This window comes from Agrobacterium sp. 33MFTa1.1 (assembly GCF_004328495.1).
GTDB classification, from domain to species: domain Bacteria; phylum Pseudomonadota; class Alphaproteobacteria; order Rhizobiales; family Rhizobiaceae; genus Agrobacterium; species Agrobacterium pusense.
Map to the genome: position 1 here is coordinate 205,148 of NZ_CP036358.1, position 22,921 is coordinate 228,068.

Consider the following 22,921-nt stretch of genomic DNA (forward strand, 5'->3'; position numbering starts at 1 on the left):
GGAGAGGCTTTGCGGACAGGTTCACGCAAGCCACATTTTTTAGACATGGCGGCATGGAACACTGTTCGGGCGTGGTCGATCAATGAATATTGTAATTGGACTTATAATCACCTTCGGCTGCATCATCGGCGGCTACATGGCGATGGGCGGTCATCTGGACGTGCTGATTCAGCCGTTCGAATTGATGATCATCGGCGGCGCCGGTCTCGGCGGCTTCATCATGGCGAACCCGATGAAGGTCGTGAAGGATTCGGGCAAGGCGCTCGGCGAGGCCTTCAAGCACTCGGTTCCGAAGGAGCGCAACTATCTCGACGTGCTCGGCGTGCTTTATTCGCTGATGCGAGACCTGCGCACGAAATCGCGCAACGAGATCGAGGCCCATATCGACAATCCCGAGGAATCCTCGATCTTCCAGAGCGCGCCATCGGTTCTGAAGAACAAGGAACTGACCTCGTTCATTTGTGACTATGTCCGCCTCATCATCATCGGCAATGCCCGCAGCCACGAAATCGAGGCGCTGATGGATGAAGAAATCGAGACCATCCTCCACGACAAGCTGAAGCCTTACCACGCGATCACTACCATGGGCGATTCCTTCCCTGCCATCGGTATCGTCGCAGCGGTTCTCGGCGTCATCAAGGCGATGGGCAAGATCAATGAATCGCCTGAAGTGCTGGGCGGCCTCATCGGCGCCGCGCTGGTCGGCACCATGCTCGGTATCATCCTGTCCTATTCGATCTGCAATCCGCTCGCCTCGCAGGTCAAGATCGTCCGCACCAAGCAGCATCGCCTCTACATCATCGTCAAGCAGACGCTGATCGCCTACATGAACGGTTCGGTGCCGCAGGTCGCGCTTGAATATGGCCGCAAGACCATCTCCAACTACGAGCGGCCGTCCATCGACGCCGTCGAGCAGGAGATGATGAATCCCGGCGGCGAGAACAAGGCGGCATGACCATGGCAAAAGCTGCAGCGCAAAAAGCTCCCGCCATCGACACCGCCTTGCTCGCGAAACTCACCGGCGGGCTCTCCGACCGCAGGACGATCGCGAAGATCGGTTCCGATATCGGCCACCTCTACAGCGAATTCCTGCCGGATATTTTTCACAGCGAGACCGGCATTGCGATAGACGTCGAATATATCGGCTCCGAATCGGGGCTCATGACCGACCTGATCGCCAATGTCGGGCAGAATGTCGCGGTGGCCGATTGTTCCCTGCGCAACTGGTGCCCGAACTTCATGATGACGGTCGGCAATGGCTTCGTCATCGCGCTCATGGAGCGCATGCTCGGTGCAGCACCGGACAGCATCGGCGAACCCGATGAGCGCAGTCTTTCCCATATCGAGCTCGATCTGGCTGCCATGGTCCTTGGACGTATCGGCGGCGTGCTCCGTTCCGGAGTCAATGCGCCGGGCGGTTTTGAAGCGGCTATCGAGCCGCCGTTCAATTCCAATGGCAAAAGTGCCTTCGACGAGATGATTGCGGGCCTCTACGGCGTTAACATCCGCATGAAAATCGACATTGGCAAAGTGTCGTCGGAATTCTCGCTGATCATACCGCAGCGTCCGTTGCTCAAGACATCCATCGTCGCTCCCAAGGCTTCAGCGCAGGCGCTGAAGAAGCAGGAAGAGTGGATGGAGATGATCTCGGAACAGGTGAAGAGATCGCAGGTCACGCTTGAGGCCCGCATCAAGCTCGAAACGCTGACACTCCGTACGATTTCGAAGCTGGTGGCCGGCGATGTCATTCCGTTTCAGGCCCTCAACCAGGACGATATCGGCGTTGAGGTCAGTGCTAACGGTTCCAAGCTCTATAATTGCGAATTCGGCAAGTCAGGCGACCGCTACATGGTTCGGGTCAAGAACAATGTCAGCACGGACGACGAGATCTTACGACATTTGATGGGTTAAAATCCTGCCCGACCTTTTTGGGTTTGGGCAGGCTGACGCAAGTTTCAAAGGGAATAATCAGCGCATGGCTACGAAGAAAACACCTGTGACCGATGATGCGGCGTTGCCGTCGTTTGAAGACGGCGGCGACCTCGACCAGGCTATCGGCGATCTGCGTGGCGTCCTCAAGACGGATGCGGAAGGCTCGCTCTCCGATTTTGGCGACTTCGGCGATTTCGGAAATACGGACGAGGTTTCTACGGATACCGACCTTTCCGCCTTCGGTGGCGGAGCGGCCGATTTTGCGATGGACGATTTTGCCGCCGCCCCGCAGGTTGTGGGCGTAAAGGCACCGCTGGGCAGCGGCCTGTCCGAAAACATCGACCTGATCATGGATATCCCGATCGATGTCCAGATCGTTCTCGGCACCAGCCGAATGCTCGTCTCGGGGCTGATGAGCCTGGAGGAGGGCGCGACGATCGCACTCGACCGCAAGATCGGCGAGCCGGTCGAGATCATGGTGAATGGCCGCCGTATTGCGCGCGGTGAAATAACGGTTCTGGAAGACGACGATACGCGCTTCGGCGTAAAATTGATTGAAGTACTGAGTACGAAGAAAGCCTGATCCCTGTGGGGACGGAGAGGAAAGACCATGATGGACTTTGAAGATTTCGGTAACCCAATTGCGGGCAAGCCGTTGTCTCAGGCCGACAAGGCGGCCGCGGTGCTTCTTGCCATGGGCAAGGGCGTCGCCGGCAAGCTGCTGAAGTTTTTCACGCAGCACGAATTGCAGATGATCATTTCCTCGGCCCAGACCCTTCGCGTCATTCCTCCCGATGAACTTGCGCAGATCGTGGCCGAGTTCGAGGACCTGTTCACCGAAGGAACGGGTCTGATGGACAATGCCAAGGCAATCGAGAGCATTCTCGAAGAAGGCCTGACCCCTGAAGAAGTGGACAGCCTTCTCGGCCGCCGCGCAGCGTTTCAGGCCTATGAAGCATCGATCTGGGACCGCCTGCAGGAAGCAGAGCCGGAATTCGTCGGCAAGTTCCTGCTGCGCGAACATCCGCAGACCATCGCCTATATTCTCTCCATGCTGCCCTCGTCCTTCGGTGCCAAGGTTCTTTTGACCATTCCGGAAGAGCAGCGCGCCGATATCATGAACCGCACGGTGAACATGAAGGAGGTGAGCCCGACGGCTGCCCAGATCATCGAGAAGCGTGTGGTCAACCTCATCAACGAAATCGAAGCCGAGCGCAATGCCGGCGGTTCCACGAAGGTTGCCGACCTGATGAACGAACTGGACAAGCCGCAGGTCGATACGTTGCTCAGCTCGCTCGAGACGCTCAGCAAGGAAGCCGCAAACAAGGTCAAGCCGAAGATCTTCCTCTTCGACGACCTCATGTTCATGCCGCAGCGCAGCCGCGTCATGCTGCTGAACGATGTGTCTGCCGATGTTCTGACGATGGCGCTGCGCGGCGCCACGATGGAAATCAAGGAATGTGTGCTTTCCAGCATCAGCCCGCGCCAGCGCCGCATGATCGAATCGGACCTTGCGGTGCCGCAGGCCTCGATCAACACCCGCGAAGTGGCGATTGCCCGCCGTGCCGTTGCGCAGGAGGCGATCCGGCTGGCCAATTCCGGCCAGATCCAGCTGAAGGACGCTGCCGCGGAAGAACAATCGGCTGCGGCCTGAGTGGAAGCCGGTTGATAACCGGCCCATCTGCTGCAGGCGGCCATTGCGGTGGCCAGCCCCCGGCGCTAGTTTCGGGACGACGGCCTGCCGGGATCGGCGGGCCTTTTTTTATCCCGGGAACGTGCCTTGGCAGACGATCAGGACAAGGACAGTAAAACAGAAGCCCCAACGGAGAAAAAACTCCGTGATGCGGCGGAAAAGGGCAATCTGCCCTTTTCCCGTGAAGTGCCGATCTTCGCGTCGTCACTGGCCTTTTACTGTTATCTCGTTTTCTTTCTGCCCGACGGTGCCAGCCGCATCGGCGAGACGCTGAAGGACCTGTTCGGCCAGCCCGAACAATGGGACCTGAGCACCAGGCCAGACGCCCTGTCGCTTTTGTACTTCCTCGGCACGTCCATGGCCTATCTGCTCATGCCGGCCATGATCATGTTCATCGTCTTCGGCCTCGCCTCTTCGTTTTTCCAGAACCTGCCGTCGCCGGTGCTGGAACGGGTGCGCCCGCAATGGTCCCGCGTATCGCCCGCCAAGGGTTTCACGCGCATCTATAGCAAGCAGGGTTTCGTGGAATTCGGAAAGTCCGTTTTCAAGATCATGATCGTCTCGACCATCATGTTCTTCGCTCTGCGCGGCGAGTTCTACAGCCTCATCGATCTGATGTTTTCCGATCCGCAGGTTATTTTTGTCCGGGTCGTCGAGATCGTCAAAAAGATGATGATCGTAATCCTGCTTTCGACCGCATTGCTCGCCGCCGTGGACGTTTTATGGACGCGCCATCACTGGTTCACCCAGCTGAAAATGACGAAGCATGAGGTGAAGGAAGAGTACAAGCAGTCGCAGGGCGACCCGGTTGTCAAATCCCGTCAGCGATCGATTGCCCGCGACCGTGCCCGCCGCCGTATGATCAACAACGTGCCTCGCGCGACCCTCGTCATTGCCAACCCGACACACTTTGCGGTGGCGTTGCGTTACGTGCGTGAAGAAAGCGACGCGCCTGTTGTCGTTGCCAAGGGCCAGGACCTTATCGCATTGAAAATCCGCGAGATTGCGGAAGAAAATAATATCCCCGTTTTTGAGGACCCGCCGCTTGCGCGCTCCATGTTTGCGCAAGTCTCGATCGATAGTGTGATTCCACCAGCCTTTTACAAGGCTGTGGCTGAGCTTGTTCATCGGGTTTACGCCATGAAGTCATCGAAAATACGGGTTCAATAAGACCAATGAAAAAATCCGCCTATTCTGAACAGCGGGAAATGATCGTCGCAGAGGCGATCAACCCGATCGCTACAGAACTACGATTGCTAGACCCGGCCGACCTGATTTCGCTGCTCAGATTCGAGTGCTACGGCAGCATTGCCGATCTCGTGTCATCGGCTGCGGAGCTTTATTATCATCCCGGTACGATCAATTTCGGCGCCGGCGGTGAATATAAACTCGAATGGGAAGGCGCGCCGGAGATCGTTCTCGATCTCGAAATCAAACCGATCGGCGCCACGGTCTATGCACAATTGATCTTGGCCAATGAACATGCGGCGGTCGAAATCAATCATGTGTCGTTTCAGAACCCTTCGGAAAATCCGGACGAAAACACCGAGTTCCTCCGCCATAGCCTGATGGCCGCCCGATTCGTTTCGACCCACCAGGGCGAAGCGGCCTGAACCATCCGCCGAATATCCAGCCGATGACCGGTTGCGACTGCCGAAACGGCGGTCGCGACGGTTTTGCCTGATCGCTTTTTCACCCGACCTTGCCCGAAGCCTGCCACCGCGCGCAAAACCGTTATGGGAAAGCGAGGAACGCCTTGCAAATCAGCGTTGTTGTTTGGTACCTATCGAATTAACGATTTGTTAACGAACGGCAGGTCGCGGTGGATCATTTCAACCACCGCCGATGCGCATGATGCCTCTGCTCGTTTCCGGCGCAGCGCCGGATTATTTCTTACATTTTGAATTGGGTGGAACCCATGACCAGCATTATGACCAATGCGGCGGCAATGGCCGCGCTGCAAACCTTGCGCATGATCGACAAGAACCTCGAGACCACGCAGGCGCGCGTCTCCTCCGGTTACCGCGTCGAGACGGCAGCGGATAACGCGGCCTATTGGTCTATCTCCACGACCATGCGCTCGGACAATGCGGCGCTTTCGGCCGTTCAGGACGCACTTGGTCTCGGCGCCGCCAAGGTCGACACCGCCTTCGAAGCCGTGGAAAGTGCTATTGAGACGGTCAAATCGCTGAAGGCGAAGCTGGTTGCCGCTTATGGTGTGGGCAGCAACCGCACGAAGATCCAGGAAGAAATCAAGCAGCTTCAGGATCAGCTGAAGAGCATCTCCGAATCGGCGTCTTTCTCCGGCGAAAACTGGCTCCAGGCGAAGATCGGCGACGGCAAGACGCCGCCCGCGGAAGAGCCGGTCATCAAGAAGATCGTCGCTTCATTTACCCGCACCGCCGCAGGCGCAGTCGGGGTGACGACGGTCGATTATTCACTCGATTCGAGCACGGTGCTTTTCGATCTGAGCGGCGGCAAGTTCGGCATTCTCGACACCGAAGCGCGATTCCTGCGCAAGAACGAGACGATCGTGACGATGCGCACGACCGATACGCCCTCGGCACCCGCCGCTCCCACCGTCACCGACAAGGATTATGTCGTTCCGACGCTGAAAGATAGCGAAGTGGCGGCACTGGCAGGTTTTTCCGTCAAGGCGACCGGCATCTATACCAATGCCGCCAATACGGAGGGTTATTTGAAGATCGGTGATGGTGTGTGGGTAAAGCTCACCTCCACCGACCCGGCAGCGGCGGGCGCTCCGGCGACCGACAGCACGACCCCCGTCGCGACCACGACATCGCCGAGCACCAACTGGTATTACGATGTCACTGCGGCAATTGACCCTGACACTCGTAAACTCGGAATCTCCGTCTCCACGCTCGACATCAACAAGCTCACCGATCTCGCCCAGAAAATGGGAACGATGACGGGAGAGCAATATACCGAAGCCGACGCGCTGGATGCGATGATGTCCTTTGTCGACGGTCAGCTCGAAGCGATGACCAGCGCGGCGTCCAGCCTGGGCTCGCTGCAGAGCCGTATCGACATGCAGGAGAACTTCGTGTCGAGCCTGATGGACGTGATCGATAAGGGCATCGGTCGTCTTGTCGATGCTGACATGAACGAGGAATCGACCAAGCTGAAGGCGCTCCAGACACAGCAGCAGCTCGGTATCCAGTCACTCTCCATCGCCAACGCCAACGCGGAAAATATTCTCCAGCTCTTCAAGTAATGGAGCTTCCTCGCATGGGCATGCGCGGAAACGTGGCGCAGACGTGCTGAACAGTTCCGCCTTCATCCTCGCACAAGTTTGAACACCTAACGTCGGGGCAATATGGGGCGGATCGCATGGCGCGGTCCTCCGGCAATCATGGAAGAGACGGGCAGGGTAGCAAGGATGACGGTGGTGCCGCCAAACGGCTTAGAGCATTTCCAGGAAAAGCGGACTCCGGTTTTCCGCCCGGAAATGCGACAGAACGTTCCAGATCGCAGGCAGCGAAACATGTCTCGTCCCCTGTTTTGCCGGGGGCGTGCATGACCACCTCCATCGCAAGATATCTGAAGGACTTCGGTGACGCTCAGCCGGCAGGACTGGCCTTCGGCGATCCCCTGGCGGATACCGATGGCGTTTCGCCATTTGCCGACGCTGCATCCGGTTTCGATGAATTCGAATCCGTCGACGTGGAGAGTGAAAGGCAGGCCGCTTACGCCCGTGGCCATGAGGATGCGACACGCGAAATCACCGAAAAGATGCAGGCGGAACGCGACGAGCTGCTGGCCGCCCATTCGGCTGAGCTGGAGGCGCTGCGATCCGCCTATCTCGAGGAAATCGCGGTCTTTCTGTCGCGCGGGCTGCGAGAGGGCATTGATGCGATTGCCGCCACCCTCAGCGAACAGACCGCCGCAATCCTTGCTCCGGTTTTGACGGAAGAACTGTCGCTTAAAGCAGTCTCGGCGCTGGCGGATGTGGTGCGCGCTTCCATGCCGGATGGTGACGCCGTCACGCTTGTCGTGAAAGGTCCGAAGGATTTGTTCGAGCGGTTGAAGACCCAGCCCGGCTTTGAAGAAGAGACGATGAAGTTTACCGAGACCGCCGATATCGATCTTTCAGTCGAGCTGGGTGAGAGCGTCTTCGTGACGCGCATGTCCGCCTGGGCCTCCAGTCTTCGCAAGGTGATGAAATGAGTGAAGGCGAAAACCATCACCACGGCAAAAACGAGATCATCATCGTCAAGCGCCATAAAGGTGGCCACGATGGTGCGCATGGTGGTGCGTGGAAGATCGCCTATGCCGACTTCATGACGGCGATGATGGCGTTCTTCCTCGTCATGTGGCTGGTCAATGCCGCCAATGAGGAAACCAAGGCCTCGGTCGCGAGCTATTTCAATCCGATAAAACTGTCCGATGAGAAACCCTCGTCCAAGGGGCTGGAAAAGCCCGTGGACAAGGAAGAGGGCGTCCAGAAAAAGGACCAGTCCAACATTCAGGCAGAGAAAGTGACCAAGGGATCCGCCGCGGCGACGGGCGAAGACCTGACGTCCCAGACAGGTGAACAGTCGAATTTCTCCGAAGCGGACTTTTTCGAAAATCCCTATTCCGTGCTGGCGGAAATCGCCCAGCAGGTCGGTCAGCAGGCCAATGTCAGCGCCAAGGGCGAGGGCGGTGCTGCCGATTCCGGCCCTGCAACCGGCGCAAGCGGCGGCGAGGCCTATCGCGATCCCTTCGATCCTGATTTCTGGACGCAACAGGTGAAAATCACCCGCGCCGATCAGCAACAAAAACCGGTTGAGCAGCAGGCCGCCGAAAACAAGCAGGAGAATGCTGCCGACAGCGCTCAGGCCGTTGCGGTTAAATCGTCTCAGGCGCCGGAAGACAAGGCGCAAGACGGCAGGCCCATGGACGTCGCCGCGGTTGTACCGCAGCAACGGCCGGATGCCGCCGAGCAGGCAGCGCTTGTACGGCCCAGGCCCGAGCAGCAGCAAGAGGCGAAGGATGTTCAGCAAAAAGCGAGCGATGCTGAATGGGAAAAGGCCGATACGCTGCGCGAAGAAATCGAGAAACAGATATCCGGCATAACCGGCAGGCTCTCGGAAGGGCTGGTCGTGACGCCTGCGGAAGGCGGATTGCTGCTGACCATTTCCGACCAGACGGAAACACCGATGTTCAATATCGGATCGGCCGTTCCCCGGCGCGAAATGGTTCTCGCCATGGAAAAGATCGGCAAACTGCTTCAGGAGCGCGGTGGCAGCGTGGTAATCCGCGGCCATACGGATGGGCGGCAGTTCAAGGGCGAGGCCAACGACAATTGGCGGCTCTCCATGGACCGCGCGCACAGTGCCTATTACATGCTGGTGCGCGGCGGCCTGTCGGAAGAGCGGGTGAAGCAGGTTTCTGGGTTTGCGGACCGCAGATTGCAGGTCCCGGCAGATCCCCTGGCGGATGCCAACCGCCGTATCGAAATCCTGCTTGAGGCTGATCGGGGGTGAGTGTGACGAAAACCTCGAAACGCTGGCTTCTTCTTGCGGCGACGCTTTGTGGTCTCGGTGCCGGACCATTCAAGGCGTTTTCGCAGTCGCAAGACAATCTCATGCCCTATTCCATGCTGCGCTCCCTGCAATTCGTGCAGGATTCGGTTGCCAAGGGAGACCATTCGGCAACGGAAATGCAGCGGTTCCTGCTCCAGACCATAGATGAGCGGCTGAAAAGCGCGCCTTCGGCGATCTTCAAGGATCCACGCAATGTCGATGCGGCGCTGATTTATGCGATGAGCGGCGGCAATCCCGCCACGCTTGAATTGCTGGTCGCGCGCGATGTGGACGGCAATTTCGACAGCCGCGTCGCCGATATCCTGCGCAAGTATCTGTCGGGCAAAGGGACGCTGGTGGCGCAGAGCATCGCGGCAATGGTGCCTGAATATCGCGGCACCCGGATAGGCGCCTATCTCGCTCTGATCGGTGGCAATGTGACGATCCCGCGCGATCCTCTGGCCGCGCTCGGCTTTTACGACATTGCCCGGCTTGAAGCGCCCGGGACAATCGTTGAGGAGGCGGCATTGCGCCGCTCGCTCGCCATTGCGGTTGAAGACGGCGATGCAAAACGCGGCGTCGAATACGCACAGCGTTACGCGCGGCGGTTCCTGCATTCGCCCTATGCAAGTCAGTTTGCGGATCTTCTGGTCTCGCTGGTGGTCAAACGCTCTGATTCCCTCGGCGAAGACGCGATAGTGGAGACCTTCGCGATGATGGATGCGGAAAGGCAGAAGGAAGCCTATCTGCGTCTTTCGCGTCTTGCGGCGATCAGCGGCAAGGATTCGCTGGCCCGCATGGCGGCGCTTAAAGCGAAGACGCTGTCGTCCGCCGCGCCTGATCAACCGGAAGCGCAGGCCAATCTCTACGAAAGCCTTTCCAACATTGGAACACCCGATGTGGTGAGCGCGATCGAGACGATCGGACAAATTCCCGAAACGCAGCTTTCGGACCGGGACAGGGCCCTCAGAGATGCCGCAAGGGCGATCGCCGAACAGGTGGTTCGTCCTCCCTCGCTATCAGGTGCTGATGTCGACGCGGCGGCGCAGGGCGCTAGACAGAACGCAGCCAAAAATGATGCGGTGGCTGGCGGGGAAAAAAGCATATGGCGGGTTGAAACCCACAAGGCCGACGATGGCGGTGAGAATGTCCGGCAGCTCGTGACAAGCGGCCGCAGCAAGCTCGATGAAATCGACAGCCTGTTGAAGAAAGGCGAGGGGGCACCATGATCGACGCAACCATCAATGCGCTAACGAATGCGCCACCGTCCGATCCGCGCGCAGGCAGTGCTGCCGCACGTGACGAGGCGAGAGGCGGCAGCTTTGGCGATGCCCTTTCCACTGTTCGTGACGAGCGACCGCCGCAGGCGCCGCATTCGCGGTCAGACGATTCTGGTTCAGCCGGGCAACAGCACGGACAGGCCGACGGCGAGGGGGAAAAGATGGACGTTCCGGTCAAACGGCCTGCAGCCTTCCTGAATGTCATCGTCAACGAGCATGCCGGGGACGGTCGAGTTCACGACACAGCTGCCGAGTTCCAGAACGCGGTCAAATCCTCGCGGGCACAATTGGGGGACGGCAAGCCTGGCAAGAAGCTCAAAGATGAGGCGGATAAGGATGCCGAGGGGATAACGGATACTCTCGATCCGAAGCTCGCCGAACTGCAGCTGGTTACGGCCAGCGCCGGGGCAATGGCCACGGCCAAGACGCCGCTGGAAGAAATTGCGCAGGCAATTGCCGGCAAGACCGACACGGTCAAGTCCGACAGGGCTGAACCTGTCCGCAGCAAGGCTGAACATCCGGCCAAGGACATGCCGACTGGGGTTGCAGCTGCCAATGATGCGGCGGGTTCGGCTTCGGAAAACGAAGGCGATGCCTCATCATTCCGCTTCGCGTCTCCGCGTTCGGGTGCAGCCCGCGCTCTCGATATGAGCACGGTTCAGCGCGAAGGCCGCGTGGAGTTCGACACGCGGGAAAGCAGCGGCAAGGCGGCCGATACCGTAACGGTTCTCGATTCCCGGCGCTTCATCGGTCTGGCGCCCTCCTCCAATGCCTCGGCTCTGACCGGCCTGATCGCCAATGATCCGGAATGGGTCAGCGCCATGCAGCCCGGTTCGGCGCTGTCCAACGCAGCCGCCCAGAGCAGCACCGGCAAGGTCGTGCATACGCTGAAGCTGCATATGACGCCGATCGAGCTTGGATCGGTGACGATGTCACTGCGTCTTGCCGGTGACGAACTCGCCGTGCACATGACTGTGGAGAGCGTCGCGGCCTATAAAAAGCTCCAGGAGGACAGCAAGAGCATCCTTGATGGCCTCAAGGCGCAGGGTCTGACGGTCGATAACATCACGATCAGCATCGCATCTTCCGATAAGAGTGACCAAACGGGCACACAAGCCAACAATCAGCAAAATCAGCAGGCGCAGCAGCAGGGCCAGCAGGCGGCTGCGGGCCGCAACCGTGACGAGTCCGGTGCACGAGGCGGCCGGCAAGGCAATGGCGATAATTTGGGGGTGCATAATGAAGGCATGGACGGCGCTCTTGGCTCTGCCCGCACTTCTGCTGACAATGGCGTCTATCTCTGAAAACGCATCGGCCTCGGCAACGTCAGGCGTGTGTGAAAGAGAGATCCAGTCTGCGGCGCGCAAATACGGCGTGCCGGAGGGAATTCTCTATTCAGTGGGCCTGACGGAGACTGGCCGCAAGGGGCGGCTCGACCCCAACGCCATGAATATCGAAGGAAAACCGGTATTTGCGGCCTCTACCGAAGAGGCCTTGATGACTTTTGAGGCTGCCAAACGCAATGGCGCCAAGCTGATCGACCTTGGATGCATGCAGATAAATCATTATTTCCACGGCGAAAATTTCACATCTGCGCGCGAAATGTTCGATCCGCGTCGCAATGTCGAATATGCCGCCATGTTCCTGCGTAACCTCCACAACAGACACGAGACTTGGACGATGGCGGTTGCCCGCTATCACGCAGGGCCCAATAATGACCCGGCCCAGAAGAAATATGTCTGCCGGGTCATCGCCAATCTGGTGGCGACGGGCTACGGGAAATGGACGCCCAACGCTAAAAATTTCTGCGAAGGATAACAACCTGAAATTGCTTTATCAGGGGTTGGGACTCGTTATCGGAAATGTGGCGAGACAAAGCCCGAAAAAAGGCGTTTCAAGCGTTTTTTAGCGATTTCGGAAATCTTTACACAAAAATTTTGTGCCATATATGGTTAATACCCACTATATATAGATCAAATCGGCACAAAATGGTTAATCAATTATTAATAACTATCGATGATTTCCTACAGTTGTCGCTGAATCCCCCGATTCGTACCAATGCCTCATTGGAAAACACCACACTGATTCGGAGGCGGACGAATGATCGTAGTGGTTGATGAGCGCGAGCTCGTTAAAGACGGCTATACATCTCTATTTGGGCGTGAGGGCATTCCCTCGACCGGGTTCGATCCGGTCGAATTCGGGGAATGGGTCTCGACGGCGGCGGAAAGCGATCTTGCGGCTGTGGAAGCCTTCCTGATCGGCCAGGGCGACCGGAGCTTCTCCTTGCCAAAGGCGATCAGGGATCGCACGACGGCGCCTGTCATCGCGGTGAGCGACCAGCCCTCGCTGGAAGCGACACTCGCGCTGTTCGACAGCGGCGTCGATGATGTCGTGCGCAAGCCCGTTCACCCTCGGGAAATCCTCGCACGTGCGGCGGCTATTCGCCGCCGGCTGCAGGTCATTTCGAATTTCACCGACGCCGGTCCGATCCGGGTCTTCTCCGATGGACGCGACCCGGAAGTGGGCGGCGAGGTATTTCCCCTGCCGCGCCGCGAGCGCCGCATTCTTGAATATTTGATCGCCAATCGCGGACGCCGCGTTTCCAAGGCGCAGATTTTCAATGCCATCTACGGCATCTTCGATGATGACGTCGAAGAAAACGTCGTCGAAAGCCACATCAGCAAGCTGCGCAAGAAGCTGCGCAAGAAACTTGGCTACGACCCGGTCGATTCCAAGCGGTTCCTCGGCTACAGCATTGATTGGCAATGATTTTCATTGACCCGCGTGGTCTTTTTCAAACGCGGTATTTCAGACAGCTTCACGCAAGCCAAACGCTTTACCTTCTCCTTGAAAGATGACCACGAGGGTTTTTGAATGAGTATTTTCGGCACTATGCGAACCGGCGTGTCCGGCATGAATGCACAGGCGAACAAGCTGGGCACCGTTGGCGACAACATCGCCAACGCAAGCACCACCGGTTACAAGCGTGCATCGACGTCGTTCTCGTCGCTCGTTCTGCCCTCCTCGTCGGGCAGCTACGCTTCCGGCGGTGTGCAGTCCAACGTTCGCTACAGCATTTCGGAGCAGGGCAACCTCTCCTACACCACCTCGGGTACTGACCTTGCCATTCAGGGCAACGGTTTCTTCGTTGTCCAGGATGGTGCAGGCACGCCTTATCTCACCCGTGCCGGCTCTTTCGTGAAAAACTCGGAAGGCTATCTGGAAAACGCCGCTGGCTTCCAGCTGATGGGTTACCCCTACGGTTCCAACCCGCCGGCTGCCGTCGTTAACGGCTTCACAGGTCTTGAAGCCATTAACGTCAACAATTTCGGCCTGACGGCATCGCCCTCCACGCAGGGCAGCTTCCCGGCCAACCTCAATCGTGACGATACGGCCGTAGCGGCGGCGTCGCTCCCCAGCACCAACTCCGCAACGGCGAAGTTCGGCAACAAGACTTCGCTGACCGCATTCGATAGCGGCGGCGCGAAGGTACTCTACGACTTCTATTACACCAAGACCGGTGACAACACCTGGGAAGTGGCGGTCTACCGTCAGGATCAGTCGACCAATGGTGGCTTCCCCTATACGGCGACTGCGCCGGCATCCCTTGTGCAGGAAAGCGTCACGCTGACCTTCGATCCTGCGACCAACAAGCTGACGACTACGTCTCCCAAATCCATCACCATCGACGACAACAACAGCGGCGTGGCGCAGGCGATCAACATCGACCTGTCCGACATGACCCAGTTTTCGTCGAAGTTCACGCCCGGCACGGCGATCCTGAACGGTAACGGTCCGAGCCAGATCAAGGATGTCGAAATCGGCAAGGATGGCGTAGTGACGGCAGTTTACCAGGATGGCGGCCGCCGCAACATTTACCAGCTGGCGCTGGCCACCGTGCCGAGCGTCGACAACCTGAGCCCGCAGAACGGCAACGTTTATCTTCCGAGCAACGAGTCCGGTGTCGTTACCATCGGCTTCCCGCAATCGGGCAGCTTTGGTTACGTCCAGAAGGGCGCGCTGGAAGGCTCGAACGTCGATATCGCCAGCGAACTCACCGACATGATTGAATCCCAGCGCATCTATACCGCGAATTCGAAGGTCTTCCAGACTGGATCGGATTTGATGGACGTCCTGATCAATCTGAAGAGATAGTAATTCCTACGGGGACAGATGAATGTCGCTCACGTCAGCAATGAATACTGCGCAGTCGATTTTCAATAATACAGGTAAGCAGACGGACGTTACCTCGAAAAACATTGCCAATGTCGGCAATGCGAACTACGTCAAGCGAACCGCCATTCTCGGCACGACCATGGCCGGAGCGAGTATCGTCTCCAATGGCCGTGCCCAGAATGAAAGTCTTCTCAGGCAGACGATTTCCAGCGCCTCGCTGGCCACCGGGCAGAACACTGTTCTGACCGGTCTCGAGGAGATGAAGAGCATTTTCGGCGGCAACGACTACGAGAGCGCGCCGTCCACCTACATGAAGGAACTGCTCAAGAGCCTTAGCGGCTATGCCGCCAAGCCGAGCAATGCTGCTCTTGCCGCGACGGCCGTGACTTCCGCCGCGGATGTCGCCAGCTCATTGAACAAGGCGTCTGCCGAATTGCAGGCGATGCGTCTGCGTGCCGACAAAGAAATCTCCCTTCAGGTCGACAAGCTGAACGGCCTGCTCGCGAAATTCGAGGAAGCCAATAACGAGGTCAAGGCGCAGACGGCGATCGGCGGCGATCCGAGTGACGCACTCGATCAGCGCGAGACCTTGCTGAAGGACATCTCGTCCATCATCGGCATCAATGTCGTCAACCGCCCGAATAATGACGTCGCGCTTTACACGACCGACGGCGCCACGCTGTTCGAGATCGTACCGCGTCCGGTAACCTTCAAGGCGCAGCCGGGCTACGACGCGACGACCACCGGCAACGCGATTTATGTGGACGGTGTGGCGCTCAAGGCCGGCAGCGGCAGCAACACGACGGCGGAAGGATCGCTTCAGGGTTTGATGCAGATTCGCGATGAACTTGCGCCGACCATGCAGAGCCAGCTCGACGAAATCGCGCGCGGCCTGATCACGATGTTTGCGGAAAAGCCGATTACCCAGCCGGCGCCGCCTGCGACGCCCCTGACGGCGAAACCCGGCCTTTTCACCTGGTCGACGGCAACCGCAACGAGCGAGATTCCTCCCGCCGGCGTCGTCGTCCCGGGGCTCGCTGCGACCATTACCGTCAACTCCGCGTTAATTATTTCGCAAGGTGGCAATCCGGAATTGTTGCGCGACGGCGGCATCAACGGTACCGCTTATATAGTCAATCCCGCAGCTACGGGCGGAACCGGGTTTTCCGCTCTGATCGACAGCTATGTGACCGCATTCGACGCGCCCATGAATTTCGCCGCGTCGACACGTATCGATACGAATACCAGCATCCTGAAATACGGCACCAACTCGATGGGTTGGCTCGAACAGGAACGGTCCGGTGCGACTTCGGCAAACGAAGCGAAAAGCGCGCTTTATGAGCGCTCTGCGACATCCTATTCGAACAATACGGCGGTTAGCCTGGACGAGGAGCTGTCGCTGCTCATGGATATCGAGCAGTCTTACAAGGCGGCCACGAAACTGGTGACGACCGTTGATGAAATGCTCAAGTCCTTGATGGACATGGTGAGGTAAAGGATGAAAACGTCATTCATTTCATCGCTGGCGATGCAGAACAGCATGCGCAGCACCATCCTCAAGGCTCAGCTTGAGATGACGAATCTCAATACCGAGCTGACCACGGGCAAGCACGCGGATATTGGTGTGACGCTGGGTGCCAATACGGCCCGCAGCCTCGATCTCAACAGGGACGTGGAGCGGATTTCCTCGCTCGTCACGGTCAACTCCTTTGCCACACAGCGTCTTGAATCGTCGCAGACCGCGTTGGACGGCATGGCAAAGGCCGCCCAGGAAATCCTCAATGTTCTGGTGCCGAATACGAGCAGCGAGCAGCCCACGCTTGCCACCGTCAACCAGAAAATCACGATCGCCTTCAACAATTTCACCAGCTTTGCCAACACGGCCGTGGATGGTGAGTATCTGTTTTCCGGTACGAATACGGATGTGAAGCCGGTCCAGGACTATTCCGCCGACGGTTCGCCGTTGAAAGCCGCCTATGACGCCGAACTGAACCATTTCATGGCGACACAGACGCCGGCCGTGGGGAGTATCTCGGACCTGTCCAAAGATCAGGTCAACGCCTTCATGACGCATATGGAAGGCGTATTCAACGGTACGACGACTGTAACCAACCCGCCGCACAGCAGTCTCGCTGTGGGACAGAATGTCGATTTCTGGACGAGGTTCGGTTCCAACGCCAGCGATACCAACATGACGAGCCGGATCAGCCAGAACGAGGTGGTCGAAACGTCAACCAACAGTAATTCGCAGGGCATGCGTTACTTCGCGATGACGGCAATCACGGCGATGACCTTCCTCAAGGACAATGTTTCGAGCACGGTCCGCGAGGCGGTCGCCACCCAGTCGGTGACGACTATCGGCAAGGCGATCAGTGGGCTGAACCAGCAGGCAAGCAGTCTTGGCCTTTCGCAGGAGCGCGTCAAAAAGTCGAATGACTCTCTGGCTGCCCAGAAGAAGATCATCGAAACACATCTGTTGGATATCGAGGGGATCGATACCTACGAGGCGAAGACCCGTCTCGATCTGCTGCAGCAGCAGATTGAGATCGCATACAGCCTCACGTCGCGTCTGCAAAAAATGAGTCTGGTGAACTACCTCTGATGAACAGGGGTGGCGGCAGATAAAGGATACATGAATGTACCAGTTTTCCTACGCCGAAATCATGGAGGATGGTGTCGCCAACGCGAAAGACCGCGAGCGACAGGCGTTGACCAAATCGATCGAATTGCTTGCGGAGGCGAAGGACTCCTCTTCTCAGCGGCACACGATCGAAGCGCTTTTTTACACTCGACGGGTCTGGATCCGCTTCATTGAGGATCTCAAGCAGCCGGATAATCAACTGGCCATGGAACTGAGGGCCAATCTGATTTCGATCGCGATCTGGATACTGAAAGAGTGCGAACTGATCCGGAAACGTCAGTCGACGAATTTCCAGGGCATAATTGACGTGACAACCATCATCAGGGATGGACTGAAATGAAAAGTACACTTCGAATTTCGCTGAAGTCGGGCGAAAAGATTTTCATCAACGGCGCAGTTCTGCGTGTGGATCGCAAGGTGGCGCTGGAATTCCTGAACGATGTCACGTTCCTGCTCGAGAACCACGTATTGCAGCCCGACCAGGCTACCACCCCGCTGAGACAGCTTTATTTCATCGCGCAGATGATTCTCATCAATCCGGAGGGGCGCGAACAGTCCACCAACATGTTCCGCAAGTCCGTGAGCATGCTCTTGAATTGCTTCCAGCATGACGAGGTCCTGGCGGAGCTCAAGCGCATCGACGGGCTGGTTGCCTCCGGCAAGGCTTTCGAAGCGCTGAAGGCCATCCGCGGCCTTTACCCGATCGAGGAGAAAATCCTCAACAATCAGGAAATGACCCCTGCAACGATCGAACAGATTCGCAAGGAGATCGCACCATGGCGGTAGATGCAGTCAATGCGGCGGCGGCAAACCCCTGGGCGAATGCCGGGGCGAGCAGCAACGACAAGAACGCGGCCTCGCTGAACTATGACAGCTTCCTGAAGCTCCTCATCGCCCAGATGAAGAACCAGGATCCGACCAGCCCGATGGATGCTGGTCAGCAGATGTCGCAGCTTGCAAGCTTTTCGCAGGTCGAGCAGACCATCAAGACGAACACCCATCTGAAGAGCATGCTGCAGGCCGAAGCACTGACCCGTGCGTCGGATCTGGTCGGCAAGACGGTAAAGAGCGCCGACGATACCGTCACGGGCGTGGTGAAGGAAGTCGAAGTCTATTCAGACGGCGTCGTTGCCATCACCGAAGCTGGTGACAAGGTGCTGCTGCAGGCCGGTGTGACCTTCTCCAACGGTCCGATCACGGATAAATCTGATAGCGGAACCGATTCGGATACGCCAGCTGGTTCCTGATATTGATAAGGCGGTATAATGCCGCCTTTCTGGAACGAGGGATGCGACGATGAACGAGGCCGATGCGCTTGATATCATGCAGGCGGCAGTGTGGACGGTTCTCGTCGCGGCCGGTCCTGCGGTTCTCGCCGCCATGATCGTCGGTGTCGCCATCGCCTTCATTCAGGCCCTGACGCAGGTTCAGGAAATGACGCTGACATTTGTTCCCAAGATCGTCACGATCATGATTGTCCTCGGCGTCGCCGCCCCCTTTGTGGGCGCGCAGATAGCGCTTTTTTCCAATCTCGTCTTTTCACGCGTGCAATCGGGCTTCTGATATCGATCCGGCCAGGATGCCATCCTCGCGCAAGCTTCGGCGGCTAGGGATAGGTTGAAGCATCGGGCCGAATTGCGTGAGCGATTTCGCGAAACGATGCCGCGGAACCGTGCGGCGGCTTTTCCGTCGCCCTTCTCATGAAGAGACAGGACGAATTTTATGGCGCAACCACCAGTCATTTCCTTGCCCAAGGTCAGTCCGAGCACGCGTGACATCGGCTTCGCACTGGGCATCGTGGCGATCCTCTGCGTTCTGTTCCTGCCCATTCCGGTCGTTCTGGTGGATATCGGCCTGGCGTTTTCCATCGCGCTTTCGGTCCTCATTCTCATGGTGGCGCTCTGGATACAACGGCCGCTGGATTTCTCGTCATTCCCGACGGTGCTGCTGATCGCGACCATGATCCGCCTGTCGCTGAACATTGCGACGACGCGCGTCATCCTCTCACACGGCAATGAGGGTCCGACGGCGGCAGGCGGTGTAATCGCCGGCTTCTCCAGTCTCGTCATGTCAGGCGATTTCGTTATCGGTCTGATCGTCTTCCTGATCCTGATCACCGTCAACTTCATTGTCATCACCAAGGGTGCGACGCGTATCGCTGAAGTCGGCGCACGCTTTACCCTCGACGCCATTCCCGGCAAGCAGATGTCGATCGATGCGGACTTGTCCGCCGGCATCATCGATGAGAAGGAGGCGCAGCGCCGCCGCCGCGAGCTGGAAGAGGAAAGCTCTTTCTTCGGCTCGATGGACGGCGCCTCGAAATTCGTCCGCGGCGATGCGATTGCGGGCCTCATCATCACCGCCATCAACATTTTCGGCGGCATCATCATCGGTTATTTCCGGCACGGCATGCCGATCGGCGAAGCGGCCGATGTTTTCGTCAAGCTTTCCGTCGGTGACGGTATCGTCTCGCAGATTCCGGCCCTCATCGTATCGCTGGCAGCCGGCCTCCTCGTGTCGCGTGGCGGCACGGCGGGGTCCACGGATCAGGCGGTCGTCAATCAGCTCAGCGGTTATCCGCGCGCATTGATGGTTTCTGCCATGTTGATGGGCCTGCTTGCCATTATTCCGGGCCTGCCCTTCCTGCCTTTCATGTTCCTCGGTGGCATCATGGCGTTCGGCAGCTGGTATATTCCGCGCCAGGCTGAAGCCGAAAGCGCGCTTCGTCGCCAGGAGGAGGAGAGCAAGATTCTCCAGACGACAGAGGCGGAAAAAGACTCGGTCAAGCAGGTTCTGAAAACCGCCGAGATCGAACTGGCGCTCGGCAAACAGGTTTCGACCCGCCTTCTCGGCGCGCATCAGGAACTGGCTTTCCGCGTCGGCAAGATGCGCAAGAAATTCGCAACGCAATATGGTTTCGTCGTGCCGGAGATCAAGGTTTCCGACGACATCATGATCCCGGAGAAGGCCTATCAGATCCGCGTTCACGGCACGACCATCGCATCGAGCAATCTGCGCGTCGGAGATGTTCTCGTCGTGACAGGGGCAGGGCGCAAGCCGAGCATCCCGGGCGACGAAATCCGCGAACCCGCTTTCGGCATGCCGGCGGTATCGATCCTCGAAACCTTCACCGAGGATCTCAAGCGCGAAGGCTTCCATCCGATCGATAACGTCTCCGTTGTACTGACGCATCTGAGCGAAGTCATTCGCAACAATCTGCCGCAGCTTCTGTCCTACAAGGACGTCAAGATACTCATCGACAGGCTGGATCCCGAATACAAGAAGCTCGCCGACGAGATTTGTTCGTCGCACATGTCCTATTCCGGCCTGCAGGCCGTGCTGAAATTGCTGCTTGCCGAACGTGTGTCGATCCGCAACCTGCATCTCATTCTCGAAGCCGTCGCCGAACTTGCGCCGCATGTGCGCAAGACGGAACAGATCGTCGAACATGTGCGGGTGCGCATGTCGCAGCAGCTCTGCGGTGATCTGGCCGATAATGGCGTGCTTCGCGTCCTGCGTCTCGGTAACAAGTGGGACATGGTCTTCCATCAGGCGCTGAAGCGCGACCAGAAGGGCGAAATCGTCGAATTCGATATCGATCCCCGCCATCTTGAGGAGTTTTCCGAACAGGCGTCGAAAGTTATCCGTGAATTCATGGATCGCGGCCTGCCCTTTGTGCTTGTAACCTCACCGGAAACGCGGTCCTATGTGCGCATGATTATCGAGCGACTCTTCGCAACCCTGCCGGTTCTCTCGCATGTGGAACTTGCCAAGGGGCTGGAGATCAAGATCCTGGGCGCCATTTCATGATAACCGACCCGCAGGGAACCATTATCGCGTTGTTCCTTGCCATCTGCCGTATCGGCGCCTGTTTCATGACCATGCCGGGCTTTTCCAGCTCGCGCATTTCGCCGCAGATTCGCATGTTGCTGTGTGTGGCTGTGTCCATGGCCCTGTTGCCGGTGTTGTGGGATACGATCTATCCGAAAATTTCCGGCGCGAATCAGGGCACTGTCGTCGGCCTCATCGCGACGGAGATCGCGATCGGTGCGATGTACGGGCTGATCGCGCGCTTTTACACGCTTGGTTTTCAGTTCACCGGCGCCCTTATCGGCGCATCGGTCGGCCTCAGTGCGCCCGGCGGCGCCGATGTCATCGAAGACGCCCAGGAAAACCAGATATCCAACTTCATCACCTTCGGCGGACTGCTGGTACTGTTCATGCTGGATTTTCACCACATCGTCCTCAAGGCCCTTGTGGATTCCTATACCGCCACGCCGGTCGGCGCGCTCATCAGCGGCCAGAAGATGCTGATTACACTGACTGACACGCTGAGGGCGTCGTTTTCGATCATGCTTCGGCTTGCTAGCCCTTTCGTGATCTACGGTCTGATGTTCAACGTCGCAGTCGGCCTCATCAACAAGCTTGCACCGCAAATCCCCGTCTACTTCATATCGACGCCCTTTGTTCTCGCCGGTGGCATCTTCATGCTCTATCTGTCGGTCGCGGCCCTCATCCGCCAGTTCGTGGATGGCTTCGGCCCGGTCTTCATCGGCTTTTGATCGGGAGAAACGCGGTGGCCTCAGACAAGCGGTCGGAGAAACTCAAGCGTCTGGTCACGGTCCAGCGCCACATGGAAAAAATGGCCGAGGTCGAACTGGCCGACACCACCCGCACGCGAAGCGAAGTGGCGCAATCGATGGACAGCGTGCTGGAAGCCATGAGTTCGATGGAGCCGGTGCATCAGACATTCTCGAGGCACTATTCGGATCGTTACGGCCGTCTGGTCGTCAAGGACCGTCAGCTCTCCGGCGTGCAGCAATTGCAGGAAAATAGGGTGCTCAAAGAAAAAACCAAGGCCGACAGGCTGGAGGACAGGATGCACCTGGCCCGTGATCTCGAGGATCGTGAGGCCGACGACAATGCAATCTATGATTTGTTAGAAATTACGAATGCTTCCCGGACACCAGCCTCCAGCAAGGTTGGCGATTCATAGTCTGCTCCATTGTTGCATCGCGGGCGTTTTTTTGAGGACGCCTAAAGCGATGTTTCTTGATTGGGTGAACGTGCCGGTTCGTGCCGCGCGTTCGTCAGCTCGGGAGATCGGGACGTGGCGATATCGGTTATAAGTGATCTGGTGATGGATGTGGTGCGTGCTGCGGACCCCCAGGAAGTCCAGGTTGCCCAGGAGAAACTCAAGGCCAATAAGGCGGCTTTTGCCGCAACCAGCCTTGCAGATGCCGGCAAGGGCTTTGGCGCCGCGGTGGATATGCTGGATGGCGCCTCCTCGAAGGCGGGCCTTGGCAATACGAATATTCGCGCGGCTCGCACCGAAATTCCTGAAACATATCGCAAATATGAGGCCTCTGTCCTCCAGACCTTCGTAGCCAACATGCTGCCGAAAGACAGCGAGGAAGTTTACGGCAAAGGTAATGCCGGCGAAATCTGGAAGAGCATGATGGCCGAACAGTTTGCCGACACGATCTCCAGAAATGGCGGTGTCGGCATTGCAGAGCAGGCATACAAGGATGCGCTTCGGAAGGCCGAAAGCAAAGGCATAACCGACGTATCGATGAATGAAAAAGACCATAATGCTGCAATTCGGATGGTGGCGGAGTTCGAGCGGCAGGTCCTCGGCGTTTCCAATGATAAAACGGACGAGGCTTAA

General features: G+C 57.8%; 24 protein-coding genes. All 24 read left to right on the plus strand.

Annotated elements, in window-relative coordinates:
• Positions 1-82: 82 nt before the first annotated feature.
• The 24 genes from motA (at position 83) to EYD00_RS01145 (ending at position 22,921) form a co-directional block, all read left to right on the plus strand.
• Positions 83-955, plus strand: a complete 873-nt coding sequence (gene motA / locus EYD00_RS01025) for a flagellar motor stator protein MotA (RefSeq protein WP_004439982.1) — start codon at positions 83-85, stop codon at positions 953-955.
• Positions 952-1,911: a FliM/FliN family flagellar motor switch protein gene (locus EYD00_RS01030; protein WP_022555618.1), complete on the plus strand. Its 960-nt coding sequence runs from the start codon at positions 952-954 to the stop codon at positions 1,909-1,911. Before motA ends, EYD00_RS01030 begins: the two co-directional genes overlap by 4 nt.
• Before the next feature lie 64 nt (positions 1,912-1,975).
• The gene (gene fliN / locus EYD00_RS01035; protein ID WP_004439989.1) at positions 1,976-2,515 is read left to right on the plus strand and encodes a flagellar motor switch protein FliN; all 540 of its coding nucleotides are present in this window, start codon (positions 1,976-1,978) and stop codon (positions 2,513-2,515) included.
• A gap of 27 nt (positions 2,516-2,542) precedes the next feature.
• The gene (fliG, locus tag EYD00_RS01040) at positions 2,543-3,586 is read left to right on the plus strand and encodes a flagellar motor switch protein FliG (protein WP_004439994.1); all 1,044 of its coding nucleotides are present in this window, start codon (positions 2,543-2,545) and stop codon (positions 3,584-3,586) included.
• A 126-nt stretch (positions 3,587-3,712) separates the two neighbouring features.
• Positions 3,713-4,795 (plus strand): flagellar biosynthesis protein FlhB, encoded by a 1,083-nt coding sequence (gene flhB, locus EYD00_RS01045; protein ID WP_004439997.1) that lies wholly within the window; start codon positions 3,713-3,715, stop codon positions 4,793-4,795.
• 5 nt (positions 4,796-4,800) lie between these two features.
• Positions 4,801-5,238, plus strand: coding sequence for a BspJ family T4SS effector nucleomodulin (locus tag EYD00_RS01050; RefSeq protein ID WP_004439999.1), 438 nt, complete (start codon positions 4,801-4,803; stop codon positions 5,236-5,238).
• Between the two features lie 305 nt (positions 5,239-5,543).
• Positions 5,544-6,860 (plus strand): flagellin N-terminal helical domain-containing protein, encoded by a 1,317-nt coding sequence (locus EYD00_RS01060; RefSeq protein WP_034496035.1) that lies wholly within the window; start codon positions 5,544-5,546, stop codon positions 6,858-6,860.
• Positions 6,861-7,162: 302 nt separating this feature from the next.
• Positions 7,163-7,813 carry a hypothetical protein gene (locus EYD00_RS01065; protein ID WP_034496032.1) on the plus strand — a complete coding sequence of 217 codons (651 nt, stop codon included), beginning with the start codon at positions 7,163-7,165 and terminating at the stop codon, positions 7,811-7,813.
• Positions 7,810-9,114, plus strand: coding sequence for a MotB family protein (locus EYD00_RS01070; RefSeq protein ID WP_034496029.1), 1,305 nt, complete (start codon positions 7,810-7,812; stop codon positions 9,112-9,114). Before EYD00_RS01065 ends, EYD00_RS01070 begins: the two co-directional genes overlap by 4 nt.
• Positions 9,111-10,382, plus strand: a complete 1,272-nt coding sequence (gene motC, locus EYD00_RS01075) for a chemotaxis protein MotC (protein ID WP_034496027.1) — start codon at positions 9,111-9,113, stop codon at positions 10,380-10,382. Before EYD00_RS01070 ends, motC begins: the two co-directional genes overlap by 4 nt.
• The gene (gene fliK / locus EYD00_RS01080) at positions 10,379-11,737 is read left to right on the plus strand and encodes a flagellar hook-length control protein FliK (protein ID WP_034496025.1); all 1,359 of its coding nucleotides are present in this window, start codon (positions 10,379-10,381) and stop codon (positions 11,735-11,737) included. The genes motC and fliK overlap by 4 nt, the downstream gene beginning before the upstream one ends.
• Positions 11,721-12,251, plus strand: coding sequence for a lytic transglycosylase domain-containing protein (locus tag EYD00_RS01085; RefSeq protein ID WP_374709461.1), 531 nt, complete (start codon positions 11,721-11,723; stop codon positions 12,249-12,251). The genes fliK and EYD00_RS01085 overlap by 17 nt, the downstream gene beginning before the upstream one ends.
• A gap of 282 nt (positions 12,252-12,533) precedes the next feature.
• Positions 12,534-13,205, plus strand: coding sequence for a response regulator transcription factor (locus EYD00_RS01090; RefSeq protein ID WP_006698188.1), 672 nt, complete (start codon positions 12,534-12,536; stop codon positions 13,203-13,205).
• 105 nt (positions 13,206-13,310) lie between these two features.
• The gene (locus tag EYD00_RS01095; RefSeq protein ID WP_004440014.1) at positions 13,311-14,591 is read left to right on the plus strand and encodes a flagellar hook protein FlgE; all 1,281 of its coding nucleotides are present in this window, start codon (positions 13,311-13,313) and stop codon (positions 14,589-14,591) included.
• Positions 14,592-14,613: 22 nt separating this feature from the next.
• Positions 14,614-16,107 (plus strand): flagellar hook-associated protein FlgK, encoded by a 1,494-nt coding sequence (flgK, locus tag EYD00_RS01100; RefSeq protein ID WP_034496022.1) that lies wholly within the window; start codon positions 14,614-14,616, stop codon positions 16,105-16,107.
• A 3-nt stretch (positions 16,108-16,110) separates the two neighbouring features.
• Positions 16,111-17,214 (plus strand): flagellar hook-associated family protein, encoded by a 1,104-nt coding sequence (locus EYD00_RS01105; RefSeq protein ID WP_004440018.1) that lies wholly within the window; start codon positions 16,111-16,113, stop codon positions 17,212-17,214.
• A gap of 34 nt (positions 17,215-17,248) precedes the next feature.
• Entirely contained in the window at positions 17,249-17,593 is a 345-nt protein-coding gene (gene flaF, locus EYD00_RS01110) for a flagellar biosynthesis regulator FlaF (RefSeq protein ID WP_004440020.1), read from the plus strand.
• The gene (gene flbT / locus EYD00_RS01115) at positions 17,590-18,039 is read left to right on the plus strand and encodes a flagellar biosynthesis repressor FlbT (protein ID WP_004432543.1); all 450 of its coding nucleotides are present in this window, start codon (positions 17,590-17,592) and stop codon (positions 18,037-18,039) included. The genes flaF and flbT overlap by 4 nt, the downstream gene beginning before the upstream one ends.
• Positions 18,030-18,500, plus strand: a complete 471-nt coding sequence (gene flgD / locus EYD00_RS01120) for a flagellar hook assembly protein FlgD (RefSeq protein ID WP_004440022.1) — start codon at positions 18,030-18,032, stop codon at positions 18,498-18,500. Before flbT ends, flgD begins: the two co-directional genes overlap by 10 nt.
• A gap of 49 nt (positions 18,501-18,549) precedes the next feature.
• Entirely contained in the window at positions 18,550-18,816 is a 267-nt protein-coding gene (locus EYD00_RS01125) for a flagellar biosynthetic protein FliQ (RefSeq protein WP_003515115.1), read from the plus strand.
• Between the two features lie 159 nt (positions 18,817-18,975).
• The gene (gene flhA / locus EYD00_RS01130; protein ID WP_004440025.1) at positions 18,976-21,063 is read left to right on the plus strand and encodes a flagellar biosynthesis protein FlhA; all 2,088 of its coding nucleotides are present in this window, start codon (positions 18,976-18,978) and stop codon (positions 21,061-21,063) included.
• Positions 21,060-21,815 carry a flagellar biosynthetic protein FliR gene (fliR, locus tag EYD00_RS01135; RefSeq protein WP_004440028.1) on the plus strand — a complete coding sequence of 252 codons (756 nt, stop codon included), beginning with the start codon at positions 21,060-21,062 and terminating at the stop codon, positions 21,813-21,815. Before flhA ends, fliR begins: the two co-directional genes overlap by 4 nt.
• 14 nt (positions 21,816-21,829) lie before the next feature.
• Positions 21,830-22,249 carry a hypothetical protein gene (locus EYD00_RS01140; protein WP_004440029.1) on the plus strand — a complete coding sequence of 140 codons (420 nt, stop codon included), beginning with the start codon at positions 21,830-21,832 and terminating at the stop codon, positions 22,247-22,249.
• Positions 22,250-22,363: 114 nt separating this feature from the next.
• Positions 22,364-22,921, plus strand: a complete 558-nt coding sequence (locus EYD00_RS01145; RefSeq protein ID WP_004440031.1) for a rod-binding protein — start codon at positions 22,364-22,366, stop codon at positions 22,919-22,921.

Excerpts from the sequence above, each read along its gene's own strand:
- motA (WP_004439982.1), top strand. The coding sequence starts at position 83 with ATGAATATTGTAATTGGACTTATAATCACCTTCGGCTGCATCATCGGC.
- EYD00_RS01030 (WP_022555618.1), top strand. The coding sequence starts at position 952 with ATGACCATGGCAAAAGCTGCAGCGCAAAAAGCTCCCGCCATCGACACC.
- fliN (WP_004439989.1), top strand. The coding sequence starts at position 1,976 with ATGGCTACGAAGAAAACACCTGTGACCGATGATGCGGCGTTGCCGTCG.
- fliG (WP_004439994.1), top strand. The coding sequence starts at position 2,543 with ATGATGGACTTTGAAGATTTCGGTAACCCAATTGCGGGCAAGCCGTTG.
- EYD00_RS01050 (WP_004439999.1), top strand. The coding sequence starts at position 4,801 with ATGAAAAAATCCGCCTATTCTGAACAGCGGGAAATGATCGTCGCAGAG.
- EYD00_RS01060 (WP_034496035.1), top strand. The coding sequence starts at position 5,544 with ATGACCAGCATTATGACCAATGCGGCGGCAATGGCCGCGCTGCAAACC.
- EYD00_RS01065 (WP_034496032.1), top strand. The coding sequence starts at position 7,163 with ATGACCACCTCCATCGCAAGATATCTGAAGGACTTCGGTGACGCTCAG.
- EYD00_RS01070 (WP_034496029.1), top strand. The coding sequence starts at position 7,810 with ATGAGTGAAGGCGAAAACCATCACCACGGCAAAAACGAGATCATCATC.
- fliK (WP_034496025.1), top strand. The coding sequence starts at position 10,379 with ATGATCGACGCAACCATCAATGCGCTAACGAATGCGCCACCGTCCGAT.
- EYD00_RS01085 (WP_374709461.1), top strand. The coding sequence starts at position 11,721 with ATGGCGTCTATCTCTGAAAACGCATCGGCCTCGGCAACGTCAGGCGTG.
- EYD00_RS01090 (WP_006698188.1), top strand. The coding sequence starts at position 12,534 with ATGATCGTAGTGGTTGATGAGCGCGAGCTCGTTAAAGACGGCTATACA.
- EYD00_RS01095 (WP_004440014.1), top strand. The coding sequence starts at position 13,311 with ATGAGTATTTTCGGCACTATGCGAACCGGCGTGTCCGGCATGAATGCA.
- flgK (WP_034496022.1), top strand. The coding sequence starts at position 14,614 with ATGTCGCTCACGTCAGCAATGAATACTGCGCAGTCGATTTTCAATAAT.
- EYD00_RS01105 (WP_004440018.1), top strand. The coding sequence starts at position 16,111 with ATGAAAACGTCATTCATTTCATCGCTGGCGATGCAGAACAGCATGCGC.
- flaF (WP_004440020.1), top strand. The coding sequence starts at position 17,249 with ATGTACCAGTTTTCCTACGCCGAAATCATGGAGGATGGTGTCGCCAAC.
- flbT (WP_004432543.1), top strand. The coding sequence starts at position 17,590 with ATGAAAAGTACACTTCGAATTTCGCTGAAGTCGGGCGAAAAGATTTTC.
- flgD (WP_004440022.1), top strand. The coding sequence starts at position 18,030 with ATGGCGGTAGATGCAGTCAATGCGGCGGCGGCAAACCCCTGGGCGAAT.
- EYD00_RS01125 (WP_003515115.1), top strand. The coding sequence starts at position 18,550 with ATGAACGAGGCCGATGCGCTTGATATCATGCAGGCGGCAGTGTGGACG.
- flhA (WP_004440025.1), top strand. The coding sequence starts at position 18,976 with ATGGCGCAACCACCAGTCATTTCCTTGCCCAAGGTCAGTCCGAGCACG.
- fliR (WP_004440028.1), top strand. The coding sequence starts at position 21,060 with ATGATAACCGACCCGCAGGGAACCATTATCGCGTTGTTCCTTGCCATC.